General features: G+C 60.3%; 13 protein-coding genes. 6 read left to right on the top strand and 7 right to left on the bottom strand.

All coding sequences use genetic code 11. The annotated features are described in order from the left end of the window. Nucleotides 1-36: 36 nt before the first annotated feature. Entirely contained in the window at nt 37-1,350 is a 1,314-nt protein-coding gene (locus GRF63_RS03130) for a PQQ-dependent sugar dehydrogenase (RefSeq protein ID WP_160484518.1), read from the bottom strand. Nucleotides 1,351-1,532: 182 nt separating this feature from the next. After that, nucleotides 1,533-2,648, bottom strand: coding sequence for an alanine dehydrogenase (gene ald / locus GRF63_RS03125; RefSeq protein WP_160484517.1), 1,116 nt, complete (start codon nt 2,646-2,648; stop codon nt 1,533-1,535). A gap of 128 nt (nt 2,649-2,776) precedes the next feature. Between ald and GRF63_RS03120 the strand changes: the two genes are divergently transcribed. Continuing rightward, nucleotides 2,777-3,232 carry an Lrp/AsnC family transcriptional regulator gene (locus tag GRF63_RS03120; protein WP_160484516.1) on the top strand — a complete coding sequence of 152 codons (456 nt, stop codon included), beginning with the start codon at nt 2,777-2,779 and terminating at the stop codon, nt 3,230-3,232. Between the two features lie 503 nt (nt 3,233-3,735). Next, nucleotides 3,736-4,959: a hypothetical protein gene (locus tag GRF63_RS03115; RefSeq protein ID WP_160484515.1), complete on the top strand. Its 1,224-nt coding sequence runs from the start codon at nt 3,736-3,738 to the stop codon at nt 4,957-4,959. 10 nt (nt 4,960-4,969) lie between these two features. On the opposite strand, the gene GRF63_RS03110 is transcribed toward GRF63_RS03115, so the two are convergent. Continuing rightward, complete coding sequence (locus GRF63_RS03110; protein ID WP_160484514.1) at nt 4,970-5,314, bottom strand: hypothetical protein; 345 nt, start codon at nt 5,312-5,314, stop codon at nt 4,970-4,972. On the opposite strand from GRF63_RS03110, the gene GRF63_RS03105 reads away from it, so the two are divergent. Further along, the gene (locus GRF63_RS03105; RefSeq protein WP_160484513.1) at nt 5,298-5,807 is read left to right on the top strand and encodes a MarR family winged helix-turn-helix transcriptional regulator; all 510 of its coding nucleotides are present in this window, start codon (nt 5,298-5,300) and stop codon (nt 5,805-5,807) included. The two genes, GRF63_RS03110 and GRF63_RS03105, sit on opposite strands and share 17 nt — an antisense overlap. Further along, nucleotides 5,804-6,223, top strand: coding sequence for an acyl-CoA thioesterase (locus tag GRF63_RS03100; protein ID WP_160484512.1), 420 nt, complete (start codon nt 5,804-5,806; stop codon nt 6,221-6,223). The genes GRF63_RS03105 and GRF63_RS03100 overlap by 4 nt, the downstream gene beginning before the upstream one ends. A 114-nt stretch (nt 6,224-6,337) precedes the next feature. Here GRF63_RS03100 and GRF63_RS03095 read toward each other — a convergent pair whose 3' ends face one another. Together GRF63_RS03095 and GRF63_RS03090 are read right to left on the bottom strand one after the other, a co-directional pair. Continuing rightward, the gene (locus tag GRF63_RS03095; RefSeq protein ID WP_160484511.1) at nt 6,338-7,249 is read right to left on the bottom strand and encodes a fumarylacetoacetate hydrolase family protein; all 912 of its coding nucleotides are present in this window, start codon (nt 7,247-7,249) and stop codon (nt 6,338-6,340) included. A 22-nt stretch (nt 7,250-7,271) separates the two neighbouring features. Next, nucleotides 7,272-8,399, bottom strand: coding sequence for a cupin domain-containing protein (locus tag GRF63_RS03090; RefSeq protein ID WP_160484510.1), 1,128 nt, complete (start codon nt 8,397-8,399; stop codon nt 7,272-7,274). A 111-nt stretch (nt 8,400-8,510) separates the two neighbouring features. Between GRF63_RS03090 and GRF63_RS03085 the strand changes: the two genes are divergently transcribed. Both GRF63_RS03085 and GRF63_RS03080 read left to right on the top strand, forming a co-directional pair. After that, nucleotides 8,511-9,449: a carbon-nitrogen hydrolase family protein gene (locus GRF63_RS03085; RefSeq protein ID WP_160484509.1), complete on the top strand. Its 939-nt coding sequence runs from the start codon at nt 8,511-8,513 to the stop codon at nt 9,447-9,449. After that, the gene (locus tag GRF63_RS03080; protein ID WP_160484508.1) at nt 9,450-10,094 is read left to right on the top strand and encodes a flavin reductase family protein; all 645 of its coding nucleotides are present in this window, start codon (nt 9,450-9,452) and stop codon (nt 10,092-10,094) included. It begins immediately after the preceding gene. Here the strand turns inward: GRF63_RS03080 and GRF63_RS03075 are convergent. Together GRF63_RS03075 and GRF63_RS03070 are read right to left on the bottom strand one after the other, a co-directional pair. Continuing rightward, on the bottom strand, nt 10,091-11,551 hold the full coding sequence (locus GRF63_RS03075; RefSeq protein ID WP_202131553.1) for a serine hydrolase: 1,461 nt from the start codon (nt 11,549-11,551) through the stop codon (nt 10,091-10,093). The genes GRF63_RS03080 and GRF63_RS03075 overlap by 4 nt on opposite strands. Next, the gene (locus GRF63_RS03070) at nt 11,544-12,887 is read right to left on the bottom strand and encodes a hypothetical protein (protein WP_160484507.1); all 1,344 of its coding nucleotides are present in this window, start codon (nt 12,885-12,887) and stop codon (nt 11,544-11,546) included. The genes GRF63_RS03075 and GRF63_RS03070 overlap by 8 nt, the downstream gene beginning before the upstream one ends. Nucleotides 12,888-12,956: the final 69 nt, after the last annotated feature.

The following is a 12,956-nucleotide window of genomic DNA, read 5'->3' as shown; positions in this document are numbered from 1 at the left end:
ATGGTCGGCGCGGGTACAGGAACCCGCGCCCGGCCATCAGTCGCCCGGTGCAGCGGCCTCGTCGCCATCGTCGGCGGGCTTGATGCGCAGGACGATGCTGTCCGGCTCATCCGTCACCACGTACAGCAGGCCATCGGGTCCTTGCGCCACGTCCTTCATCCGCTGGTGAAGATCGGCCAGCAGAACTTCCTGCCGCACTTCCTGCAGATCATCGTTCAGCACCAGCCGGATCAGGGCGCCCGTGCCGTTGATCTGTCCCCGGCGCGCGCTGGTGACGAACAGGCTGCGCTCCCAACCGGGCATGGCGTCGCCGGTGTAGAACGCGATGCCATTTGGCGCGATGGATGGTGACCAGATCAGCAAGGGGCCGGTCGTCCCCTCTGCCACCGGGTTTGCAGGCAAGGGAGAGCCGCCATACTCGGTGCCATAGGTGGACTGCGGCCAGCCGTAATTGCCGCCCGCCATCAGCTCATTCAGTTCATCACCGCCCTGCGGCCCATGCTCTGACGACACCAGCCGCCCCGTTTTGGGATCGGCAGCCAGGCCCAGTGGATCGCGATGGCCATATGTCCAGATTTCCGGCCGCGCGCCCGCCGTTTGCGCATAGGGATTATCCTGCGGCACCGTGCCATCCTTCCGGATGCGCAGGCTCTTGCCGTAGATATTGTCAGTCCGCTGCGCCGATTCGATATCGCCTGTGCTCAGCGCGCCGACAGAGATGTAAAGCATCCCGTCACTGGTTGGCAGAATGCGCGATCCGCCGACGCCCACCATGGCCTCGCCAGTCAGAATGTCGGTGATGTCGTGCAGCCTCTCACCATCGAATATGGCGCGGGCCAGCACGGTGGAGGCGGTGATCCGCTGCACATCCTCATCCAGGCCAATCGGCTTGTTATAGGTGAAATACAGCGTGCTGTTGTTCGCGAAATCGGGGTCCAGCACGATGTCCTGAATGCCCAGAACATCATCGGGATGAAGATTGTCGACGCCCAGATATGCGGGCGCTCCGGCAACCGGCACGCTTTCCAGCTGCGCATCATCGCCGGTTGCATCGCGCAGCAGGCGAAGCTGCGCCCCGCGCTCTACCAGCAGGGCATCTCCATTGGGTAGGAATTCGATGGCATAGAGGGGGGATAGACCGTTGGTGACGATCTCCACCTGCAAAGCGGGCACTTCGGCCGATGTATAGAGATATGGCCCCGGACCCGGCAGTTCAGCCGGTACGCTAACGTCCTCAACCTCGGACGCATGGAGCGAAACTGGCAGACAGACCGCCGCAGCAGCGCCCATCAGGCTAGCTACGGCAGACGCCAATCCACGGTTCGATGCCAGAACATTCTTGCGATTCATTTATAGAAACCCCTCATCACGCCTCACCCGGTTCAGGGTAGCAAGTCTACAAACGAGGGGGCTTTTTATATGATTGCAAGATCGACCATAAGAGTGATGACTTAGGTCATATCCCGGACCCCGCGCACTGGCAGGGTCCGGGAATAGAGCATGGCGCCGACAAATCAGCGCCAATATCCGGATCAGTCCAACAAGGATGCCGTTGGCACGTAGTCGTAGCCAAGATCGTTTGCCACGGCTTCGTAGGTGATCTGGCCTTCGTGGACATTCAGACCGTCCGCCAGGTGGGCATCTGCCTTCAGCGCGGCCTTCCAGCCCTTGTTGGCGATGCGCAGCGCGTGCGGCATGGTCACGTTGTTCAGCGCATAGGTGCTGGTACGCGCGACTGCGCCCGGCATGTTGGCGACGCAATAATGCACGATCCCGTCCACCACATAGGTGGGGTCTGCATGGGTGGTAGCCTTCGCGGTTTCAAAGCAACCGCCCTGGTCGATGGCCACGTCCACAAGCACGGCACCCGGCTGCATGGTCGACAGCATATCACGCGTCACCAGCTTGGGAGCGGCTGCACCCGGCACCAGCACGGCACCAACCACCAGGTCTGCCTCGGCAACCTGCGCGGCCAGCGCGGCACGGCTGGAAAACAGCGTGTGGGCACGGCCTTCAAAGTGGTTGTCCAGCTTTTCCAGAACCGAGGGATCACGATCGAGGATGGTGACATCCGCGCCCATGCCGACGGCCATCTGCGCGGCATTGAAGCCCACTACGCCGCCGCCGATCACCACGACCTTTGCCGGAAGCACGCCCGGCACGCCGCCCAGCAGCACGCCGCGGCCGCCCTGCGCCTTTTGCAGTGCAGTGGCGCCTGCCTGGATCGACATGCGGCCGGCAACCTGGCTCATGGGCTTCAGCAGCGGAAGCGAATTGCCCGGACCGGTGACGGTTTCATAGGCGATCGCCGTCACGCCGGACTTCACCAGATCGGCGGTCTGTTCAGCGTCGGGGGCAAGGTGCAGGTAAGTGTACAGGATCTGGCCCTTGCGCAGCTGCGCGCGTTCAACCGCCTGCGGTTCCTTGACCTTCACCACCATTTCGCACTCGGCGAAGATTTCCGCTGCCGTGCGACGGATCTTCGCGCCAGCTGCTTCATAATCGTCGTCGCTCGCGCCGATGCCTTCGCCGGCGCCCGCTTCAACCCAGACTTCATGGCCGTTCAGCACCAGCTCGTTCGCGCTTTCGGGCGTCAGGCCGACGCGATATTCGTGGTTCTTGATTTCCTTGACTGTGCCGACACGCATCTCGTTTCTCCTTCAAACTTAAAGTGAGGCCGATTATATCGTTTTCGTGTGCCCGTTCTTGCCATAATCGGTGGCAAACGCTGAGATGTTGGGATATCATCCCGGTATCAGCCTGAAGGTGGGAAATTATGGACGCCATCGATCAATCGATACTTCGTGCCCTTCAAAGCGATTCGTCGCGCTCTATCGCAGAGCTTGCGGAGATCGTGGGCGCCTCCACTTCCAGTTGTCACAGGCGGATCAAATCGCTCGAATCCGCGGGATTCATCGCCGGTTATTCTGCGGTGCTGGATCCGCAGCGACTGGGCCTGAAGCTACATGCTTTCGTGGAAATCACGCTGGAGAGCCAGAGCAGGGGCGCCATGGAAAGCTTCGAGAAGGCGGTGTGCGGGTTTGACGATATTCTGGAATGTCATCTCACCACCGGGCAGGCTGACTACATATTGCGCCTTGCCGCGCATGATCTTGAACAGTTCGACAGGGTTCATCGGGAATGCCTGTCACTGCTGCCGGGAGTGAGTGCGATGCGATCCAGTTTCGCCATTCGCACGATCAAGCAGTGGAGAGGCTATCCCACGGGGTGAGGGATTGGCTGAACCATTGGCCGAGGCTTTGGCTGCGGCATCGCAGATTTTCGAAAGAGGCGGCTCCGACGCTTGGGAGAGGAAGTGCGCCGGAGCCTAAGGGTTGGAACATCCGGTTTCTGACGCTGATGGTCAGTCCGTTTGCCCCGGGTCAAAAAGTGCCGGGTCGGGCGGCTGGCTTTGCAAGGGGTTTTACCCACGAAACTTGCAGATTTGCGCCACTCCGGCGAAGACTGTGCCCTCTCTCACGCCAAGGTGCGCTCTGGACACGTCGTCGAATCAATATATGCAAATGTATATTTCAAGGTTAAACTAATTGCAAATGCCTATTTATCGCCTTTCCTCCAGCGCCTCCCGGTCCGCTCTTCAGGCGCGTCCGGCGCTTGCCATGCAGTCAGGTTCGGATAAGTGAAAGCGGCTAAAACTACGTTGTACAGCCCCCTTGCCTTGGCCTTCTGGGCAGGGGGTCGCATGCGCAAACCGGCTTCTGGTATCGAATCTCCATGACAATCGGCTCGCCCAATGACTCCGTGAAGAAGTTCGAGGAAGAGACTGCCCGGTTTCGGGAAGTTCTGGCGAAGGGCCGTTCGGCGAAGCAGATAGAATTGTTCGATTTCCTGGTCGAACATTCGGACGATGACCGATCTCCGAAAGAGATCGAGGTGGCGGTGGCCTTGCTGGGCAATCAGGCGGCGCTGGAATCCAGCTCCGATTCCGGCATCCGCGTCTATGTCCACCGGCTGAGAAAGCGGCTGGAAGATCATTACGATGGCGCCACCGGGCCGCGCCTGGCGATTCCCAAGGGCGAATACCGCGTTATCCTGGAAGATAGCGACACCCCTTACAAGGCGACGAGCATCGCGAAGGCTTTCCTGGCAAATCCTGCGCTGGGCAGCGGGCTGATGCTGTTTGCCTTTGCCGCGATGATTTTCATGGCATGGCTATACTGGCCGACGTCGCAAGATCCGGTTCGCGGAAACCACGCCGATAGGCAGGGCATCCTTGGCACCGCAGCCGGGCTTTTCGATCCGGTGATCGCCGTGGGTGACAACCTCCTGCTGGCAGAGACGGAGGACCAACGCAGCATTCAGCGCATGGTGCTGGCGCCGGATATCCAGACCAGGGACGAGCTGAGCATCTTTCTTCAGGAACATCCCGAAGCTTTTTACCAATATTACGATTTCAACCTGCGCTTTGCATCCATAGCCGCACTGGAGACAGCGTGGAATGTGCAGGGACGGCTGCTGGCCAATCTCGGATCTGGCGATGGCGAGGCAGAGCTGCTGCCGGTTTCCGCGCTGGAGCCGGAGCTTTTGCGTACGCGGGACGTGGTCTTCGTGGGCAGGCTATCGCAACTTGGCCCTCTGAATACGATCGTCTTTAGCGATTCAAATCTGCAACTGGCGGCGTTCAACCGGTTGGACAATCTGACCACCGGCGCATCATATACGGCCCAGGTCTACACCGAAGGACAGAGCAAGGCGGGCACGGATTACGGATATCTGTCGGTGCGCGATGCGCCGAACGGTCGCCGCCTGATCCTTTTCGCAGGGCTGGGGGACAGGGGTTCTGCCGCGATGGCGGAAATGCTGAACCAGCCGGCGGAGATCGCCGCTTTAAGGGAAAAGCTGGACGGGGCGCGCAAGTTCGAGGCTGTTTTCGAAGTGCAATCACCTGTCGGGCAGCCGCTCAGCAGGCGGCTGGTGGCCGCATATCCCCTGCCCTGACCGCCATTTATCATTCTGACTTGGCGCATTGGCATTTTTCCTTTAAGTTTGAAGCAAAAGAGGAGAGAGGAATGCGCGTTGCGTATTGTGCCGCCGGTGCAGGCATCGGTTTGAGCATTGGGTCAAAAATGAAGCTGGCATTCCGGTGACTGCTGTAGGAAACATCGTGGAAGTGGATCAGGTTAACAGCATTCCGACGTGGGCCGCGCCCAACCTGCACGCCCTTCATGGGGCTTGCAGGCATCGGCTGCTGCCCATGATCATCATCGATCCGTTTCGCCACCCTGCATACCGGGTCAGGAACGGGCACTGCCAGCGGCGCGAAGGGCAACGATAGCATGACGGCGAACGACAACTCCCCATCCCCCACCTCCGGTACGGACGCGGGGGAAACCCAGGTTCCGGCAGGCGCGGGCTCCACCGAATTGCGCCTTTGGGTCAGGCTGCTGGCCTGCGCGAAAATGGGCGAGAAGCAGATCCGCCGCAAGTTCGAGGATGACTTCGACACCACCCTTCCCCGCTTCGATGTGCTGGCCGCGCTCTACCGTGTTCCGGAAGGCCTGCAGATGAGCGCGCTTTCGCGGGCGCTGCTGGTGTCCAACGGCAACGTCACCGTCATCGTCCGCCAATTGCAGGAAAAGGGCCTGGTGCAGACGATGACGAACCCCAAGGATGCCCGTTCCGCAATCGTATCCATCACCGAAGCGGGCACGCGCAGGTTCATCGAACTGGCCGAGGCCCACCACAGTTGGACCAACGAGTTTTTCAGCAACGTACCTGAGGGAGACAAGGAAGAGCTTGTCCGCCTGCTGGGCCAGTTGCGTTCTGTTCTTATGGGCGATCGATGAATAGCTGTTTTGAAACAACCACCCGTGTTCGCTTCGCCCATGTCGATGGCGCGTCGATCGTATTCTATCCGCGCTATTTCGAGATGTTGAATGCCGCGGTGGAAGACTGGTTCGAGCAGGAATTGCATGCCGATTTCAAATCGATGCATGTCACCCGCGGTATTGGCGTGCCCACGATCCAGCTGGAAACCCAGTTCCTGGCGCCCAGCATCATGGGTGATCTGCTGACGGTGCGGATCACGCCGGTGAAGATCGGCAGGTCCAGCTGCACTTATGAGGCGGTGTTCCTGTGCGGCGAGGAAGTGCGCCTGAAGGCAAAGGCGACGCTGGTGTGCATGGATCTGAAGGCGCAGAAATCCGTGCCTTGGCCCGATGATATTCGCGCAAGAATGATGGGCGAAACTGTCGCAAGCTGAGATTCAATTCGAGAGGCAGCCGCGCTTCTGGGCCTCCCCGCAAATTCACAGCATAAAACAAAACGGGGAGACCAACCGCTGTTGGACTCCCCGTTTTCTTCGATGGCTTGAAGCTTAAGCGTCGACGATCGGGTGACGCAGGGTGCCAATCCCTTCGACGGTGGCAACAATCGTATCGCCCGGCCACAGGAATTCCTGCGGATCGCGGCCCGCGCCTACGCCGGCAGGTGTACCGGTGGCGATGATGTCGCCCGGTTCCAGCGTGATGCCCTTGCTGATGTCGGCAACCAGTTCGTCCACCTTGAACAGCATATAGGCCGTGTTGCTGCGCTGCTTTTCCACGCCGTTCACGGTAAGCCACAGGTCCAGCGTCTGCGGATCGGGGATCTCGTCCGCCGTCACCACCACGGGGCCCATCGGGCAATAGGTGTCCTGACCCTTGGAATAGATCCACTGGCCCGCACGGCGGCAATCGCGCGCGCTCATATCGATGCAGACGGTGTAACCGAACACGTAGGCCAGCGCATCTTCACGCGAAACGCCCTTGGCGCGGGTGCCGATGATGGCAGCCAGTTCAACTTCCCAGTCAAGCTGCTTGGTGATTTCCTTGTTGTGCAGGATCGGCTCGTCCGGGCCGATAACCGTGGTCGGCGGCTTGGAGAAGATCACCGGCTCACGCGGCAATTCGGTAGAAGTGTCGAGCGACTTGGCGCTTTCTGCCACATGCTCTGTATAGTTCAGGCCGATGCCGAACACGTTCTTGCGCGGGCGCGGAATGGGGGCGAGCAGCTTTGCATTGGCCAGCGGCATGGTGCAGCCCACGCCGAAATTGCCATCGCAGCTGTCGATCAGGGCGGAGACGGCGGTTACGGCCGAGGGTCCCAGATCAATGAATTCCAGCATGCTGGAAGGCAGTTCCACGCCCTTCGCCGCGCCGAAACGGGCAAGATCGATGATCGTGTTGTCGTGGATTGCGCCCAGACGGGCCTCTGCTTCTACGGAAGCGCGGTAAGTAACTAATCGCATTACAGGTCCTTGATCTGAATGTTCAGGTGATTATCGGCTGATGCCCGTCATTCTCGCCCAGGGCTTCCTCTCGGTAGAGACCCAGGCTGCGCATGACTGGCAGATCGTGAAAGGCGAAAAGGCAAGCATCCTCGGTGTCAGAGGCATTGGCGTGTTCGTGATACATCCATGACGGGATCACGAAGATATCGCGCTCCTGCCAATCGAAACGCTGTCCGTTGATGATGGACCAGCCCTTGCCCTTGCAGCACTGGTAGACAAAGCTGCCCGTCTGGCGGTGCGCCTTGGTGCGTTCGCCGGGGCGCAGCATCTGCATATGCGCGCCGATGGTGGACATTACAGGGCCGCCCGTATCGGGATTGACGTATTCCATCAGCACGCCATCGAAGGGCGAACCGTCGGTCACGCGGCCATAGCTTTGCAGCGCCTCGTAAGTGGGGGCCCATTCATATTTCAGCAGCGGGGAATAGCGTTTGTCCCAAGTGGAGCCCCAGGGACGCAGGCCCGCATTGGCCCATGTCGCAACGGATGCATCGACCGGATAGTTCACCGCCTGGTTCAGCTCCGGATGCACCTCGTAAAAATTGGCATCCAGCGCGTTCATCAGCGGGATGTCCAGGCCATCCTGCCAGATGCAGATGCTGCCATCCTCGGCCACGCCGTGTTCGTGCCAGGTTCCGTTTGGCGTCAGCACGAAGTCATTCGCGCCAAGCGTGAGTTTCTGGCCATCCACATTGGTGAACGCGCCGCTTCCTTCCATGATGAAGCGCAGCGCCGATGCGCTGTGCCGGTGCGAGGATGCGCACTCGCCCGGCTTCATCACCTGCAAGCCGGAATACAGCCAGCCAACCGCTGCCACCACATCGCTGCGACCCGGATTTTCCAGATAGACGACGCGGCGCCCCGCCTCTTCCGGGGTCACCAGATCCAGCGCGCGCAGAACATCCTCACGCAGATCGTTGTAACGCCACAGCATCGGCTGCGAGGTCGAGGCAGGCTCCCACGGCTCAATCTTGTTGGCCACGGTCCACAATGCACCGGTGCCGAGTTCTGCCAGACGCTTGTAATAGGCCACACGCTCCGGCGTATCAGTCACATTGGCGCGCCCGACCACATCTTCACGGTAACTGTCGTAATTCGCGTCGCTCACGATCACTCTCCATGGAAATTTGTTGCAAGCTTAAAATAAAATGCGCAAGAGTCAACGTCAGTATGAAGAGTTCAGGCGCAATTCGGCGCGAAACCGGGCATGGGAAACATCATGGCAGAACCATTCACAGCAGCCGTCGTGCAGGCGGCATCATTCCCGCAGGACGCCCTGCAATCGGCAAAGAAGGCCGCATCGCTGATCGCACAAGCCGCGGCCAAGGGCGCGCGGCTGATCGTTTTTCCGGAAGCATTCCTGGGCGGCTATCCCAAGGGCGCATCATTCGGCACGCCAGTGGGCATGCGCAAGCCGGAAGGGCGTGAGGATTATCGCCGCTACCACGCCAGCGCGATCGATCTGGACGGGCAGGAAGTCGCCCTGCTGGAAGAGGTGGTTGCCGCGACTGACACCTTCGTGGTGATCGGCGTTATCGAACGCGACGGCGGCACGGTGTATTGCACCGCCTTGTTTTTCGATGGTGAGAAAGGCCTGGTGGCCAAGCATCGCAAACTGATGCCCACGGGGGCGGAGCGGTTGATCTGGGGCTTTGGCGACGGATCGACACTGCCCGTGATCGAAACCCAGCTGGGCCGCATCGGCGCGGTGATCTGCTGGGAAAACTACATGCCGATGCTGCGCATGGCGATGTTTGACCAGGGCGTGACCCTGTATTGCGCGCCCACCGCGGATGATCGCGATGCCTGGGAAGGCTCCATGCGGCATGTCGCTCTTGAAGGGCGCTGCTTCGTATTGTCCGCATGCCAGCACATCACCCGCGGGGCCTATCCGGATGATTACGATTGCGCTTTGGGTGACGATCCTGAAACCGTGCTGCTGCGAGGCGGCAGCCTGATCGTCGATCCGCTGGGCGAAGTTCTGGCAGGGCCGGATTTCTCTGGCGAGACCATTCTATATGCCACGATCGATCCGGATGCCGTTGTGCGCGGCAAATATGATTTCGATGTGACGGGTCATTATTCCCGCCCCGATATCTTCCAATTGTCTGTAGACGTCTCGCCGAAAAACGCCGTTCGCCAGATTGAGGATCAATAAATGGAATTTGACTTTTCGAAGGTCGAAACGCCGGACCGGTACAAGCTGATGAGCGCGGCCATCACGCCCCGCCCGATTGCGTGGCTGACCACGCTGTCATCAGATGGCGTGCGCAACGCCGCGCCCTACAGCTTCTTCAACATGATGGGTTCCGCGCCGCCGCTGGTCGCCATCGGGCTGATGCGCCGCCCGGATGGCACCTACAAGGACAGCGCCCGCAATGTGCTGGATACGAAGGAATTCGTGGTCAACCTTGTCAGCGAAGGGGATGCCCCGGCGATGAATCTGACCTGCATCGATGCGCCGCCGGAATTTGACGAGATTGACGCGGCAGACCTTGCCACGCTCCCCTCCTCCGTCATCGCGCCGCCGCGCATCGCGTCAGCGCCGGTATCGATGGAGTGCCGCCTGTATGAAAGCATCGACGCCGGCCTCACCACCATCGTGCTGGGCGAAGTGCTGCGCTTCCATATCGGAGACGATCTGGTCGATCCCGAAAGGCTGCATGTCGATACCCTCGCCATGAAGCTGGTGGGCCGCATGCACGGCGCGGGCCAGTACACGAGGTGCAACGATCTGTTTCAGCTTGCCCGCCCCACCTATGCCGACTGGGTGAAGCGCAAGGAAGCGCACAACGATCGTTAAAGCGGTTCCGCCCAATCGCGCAGCGGCAGGATTTCAAGATTATTGATCCTGCCGTCCGCGGTTTTGCCAAGGCGGATTTCCACCAGCCCATCGGCATAGCGGGCGCGGTAGCGATAGGACGTCTCGCCGCAATTCGCCTGCCGGTCGAACAGGGCAAAATCCTCCAGCGTGCCGAACCCTTCAAGGATACCGGCGTTCATCACCGTCAGTTCGGTAAAATCCAGTTCGGCGAAATCGGCGAACTCTGCCTGCTCGGCCCGGCCTTCCACGATCCTTTCGATCAGGTCCCGCGCCCTGGCCGTTTCAGCGGGATCGGCGTCGGCAAGAGGTGCCGCAGCCTGCCGCGCGAGTGACGGATCGGTCAACGCCGCTACGCGCCGCGCCAGCCCCTGCACATCCGCGCCATCGCCATTGGCGAACACCGTCACCGTCAGATCCTGCTCCGGATAACGCAGCGCGTATGTCTGGAACCCCTGCCAGATGCCGGAATGCCATTGCGATGCGCGCGGCGAATCCTGAAACCAGCCGGGCGTATAGCCGCAGCTTGCACCGTCCGCGATGGTGGCAGAGGTGGCCAGCTGCTGCCAGGATGCCGGGCTGAGCAATGACTTGGCAGACATGGCCTGCGCCCATGCGGCATAATCCAGCACCGACATATAGAGAGAGCCGTCGGCGGTGGAATTTGCCGTGCCGGAAATCCATTCCGCATTGCGCAGCTCGCCATCGCGCAGTTCATAGCCCGACGAACGATTGGGAATGATCGCCATTTCGTCGATACCGCGCGCGGAATGCATGCCGAGCGGCGCAAAGATCCGCTGTTGCATGAAATCGCTCCAGCGCTGCCCGGTCACTTCCTCGATCACGAAACCCAGAACGATGTAGCCAGCATAGCTGAACCGCCAACGCTTGCCTGCCGGATAGTTGATATCCTGCGCCGCGATTATGCCAAGAAGTTCGTCCCTGGTGTAATCGGCGCGGAAATCCCCGTTCGGCGTGGCTGGCAGGCCGGAGGTGTGATTGAGCAACTGGCGGATAGTCACGCCTTCCCATTTCGACGGGGCGCCGGGCAGATATTGGGTGACGGGATCATCCAGGCCCAGCTTGCCATCTTCCACCAGCAGCATGATAGCCGCCGCAGTCAATTGCGTGCCGGTTGCGCCGGTCTTGAACAGCGTATCGGGATGAACCGGCACGTGCAGTTCAATATCGGCCTCGCCAAAGCCCTGCGCGCGCAGCAAGGATCCATCACGCAGCACGGCGATGGCGATGCCGGGCGTCTGGCTCCTCACCAGTTCCGCCTCCACCAGATCGCTCACATCATCGGCGTGGGCGAGGGTTGGCAAGAAGGGCATGGTCAGCGCAGCAATCGCCGCATTTATCCGGTTTTTCATTAGGCGATGTTGAGAGAGAGACAGGCCGTTCGACATTGCGAAATCGGTCAAAGAAGTCTTACTCACGGACATTCGCAGCGTCAGGATCAATGGGCCGGTACAGCGGCACCTCGCCGGAATCGTCCCACACCGATTCTGTGTCCAGCGGCCGATCGAGGATCAGCGTGGCGTTGACGTTCACCTCGCCAATGGTGCGCACGCGGTAGACGCCTTCGAAACCGTCCTCGATCTTGTCCGCGGTGGAGGCAAGCTCCTGCAATTGCTGTACATCGCCCAACAGTTCTCCGGCTTCGCGCAGCCCAGCCTCTCCCAGCCCCACGAACATGAGTATACGGTTTCCAGCCGGGCCAGGCATCGCCGCGAGATAGGCATAATCGCGGCGGCCGATACGTTCGTCGGTCAGGCTCATCCCGTCGGAGCGATAACGCTCGGTGCCGTCAGCCTCACTCAGGCTATCGAGCTGCGGGCTGAGGGTCAGGCTGGATGCGCGCAGCAGCGGGTCTTTCAGCAACACCGGCATGCCACTGAACTGGCCAACGAATATGATGTCGGTATCGCGCAGCATCTCTGGCGTCATTTGCGATGCGGCAACCAGATTGACGTTGGCGTAGCGAGAGGATGGCAGCCGCGCCAATGTCTTGCGCAGGTTGGATATGGCTTGGATCGTGCCTGCGCTGACGAATTGCTGGTTGAAATCCACCGTGCCGTCAGCGTTGGCGGGGTTCAGGATCTGATAGATCGTAAGGTCCTCACGCGTTGGGACCGTGCGATCCCATACCAGTCTTGGCCCCCCGCCGCTCGCGCCCTCACTGGCACCCTCTCCTGCGTCAAGCTCTGCGAACATGTAATAATCGCCGAAAACGATGGTTACAGGCCGACCGCTGCGATCGAAGGATTGCCACATGACGGTGCCCGACAAAGGCTCGACATTACGGTTCAGCAATGCGGCAACGATAAGTGTCGCGACCAGTGCCACGCCAACAGCGATGCCGATGGTGACCTTGCGGCTACGGGCATCGGCTGACCTGAAGCGGGCGATCAGATCACCCATCCATGGCAGACCTTTCGTATCGTCCCTTTCCGCCAGTCGCAGGCAGTAATCGCCTACGGGGATTTCAAGGCAATCGCCGCTGTCGGCATCGCACTCTGCGGCGAGCAATTTGCGCAGCCGGTGAATACGCACGCGCACATTGGGGTTGGATGAATTGCCTGCGGCTGATTCGCCCAGGAACGCTTCGCTGGCGATCTGCTGTTCCGATGGCGACTCACCGGCGATGGACTTGGCCAGCAGGTAATCGAAAAGCTCCAGCAGCTTGTCAGACCCCGCTTCCTCAAGCGCCGGGCGAATATTGGCGGCGGCACGAGACAGGCGATCGCCGTCCGTTTTGTCCTCTGATGCCATGGAATCTCCCGTGCCAGTGATACGCAACCCTACAAATTTGTTTTAAACTTGCAATAAATCGCTTAACCG

The organism is Aurantiacibacter rhizosphaerae, from assembly GCF_009807005.1.
Classification (GTDB): Bacteria; Pseudomonadota; Alphaproteobacteria; order Sphingomonadales; family Sphingomonadaceae; genus Alteraurantiacibacter; species Alteraurantiacibacter rhizosphaerae.
Note: the sequence above shows the minus strand (reverse complement) of the source record. Positions and strands in the feature narration are given on the sequence as shown.

Coding starts and splice junctions, on each gene's coding strand:
- GRF63_RS03130 (WP_160484518.1), bottom strand. CDS start 1,350: ATGAATCGCAAGAATGTTCTGGCATCGAACCGTGGATTGGCGTCTGCC.
- ald (WP_160484517.1), bottom strand. CDS start 2,648: ATGCGTGTCGGCACAGTCAAGGAAATCAAGAACCACGAATATCGCGTC.
- GRF63_RS03120 (WP_160484516.1), top strand. CDS start 2,777: ATGGACGCCATCGATCAATCGATACTTCGTGCCCTTCAAAGCGATTCG.
- GRF63_RS03115 (WP_160484515.1), top strand. CDS start 3,736: ATGACAATCGGCTCGCCCAATGACTCCGTGAAGAAGTTCGAGGAAGAG.
- GRF63_RS03105 (WP_160484513.1), top strand. CDS start 5,298: ATGACGGCGAACGACAACTCCCCATCCCCCACCTCCGGTACGGACGCG.
- GRF63_RS03100 (WP_160484512.1), top strand. CDS start 5,804: ATGAATAGCTGTTTTGAAACAACCACCCGTGTTCGCTTCGCCCATGTC.
- GRF63_RS03095 (WP_160484511.1), bottom strand. CDS start 7,249: ATGCGATTAGTTACTTACCGCGCTTCCGTAGAAGCAGAGGCCCGTCTG.
- GRF63_RS03085 (WP_160484509.1), top strand. CDS start 8,511: ATGGCAGAACCATTCACAGCAGCCGTCGTGCAGGCGGCATCATTCCCG.
- GRF63_RS03080 (WP_160484508.1), top strand. CDS start 9,450: ATGGAATTTGACTTTTCGAAGGTCGAAACGCCGGACCGGTACAAGCTG.
- GRF63_RS03070 (WP_160484507.1), bottom strand. CDS start 12,887: ATGGCATCAGAGGACAAAACGGACGGCGATCGCCTGTCTCGTGCCGCC.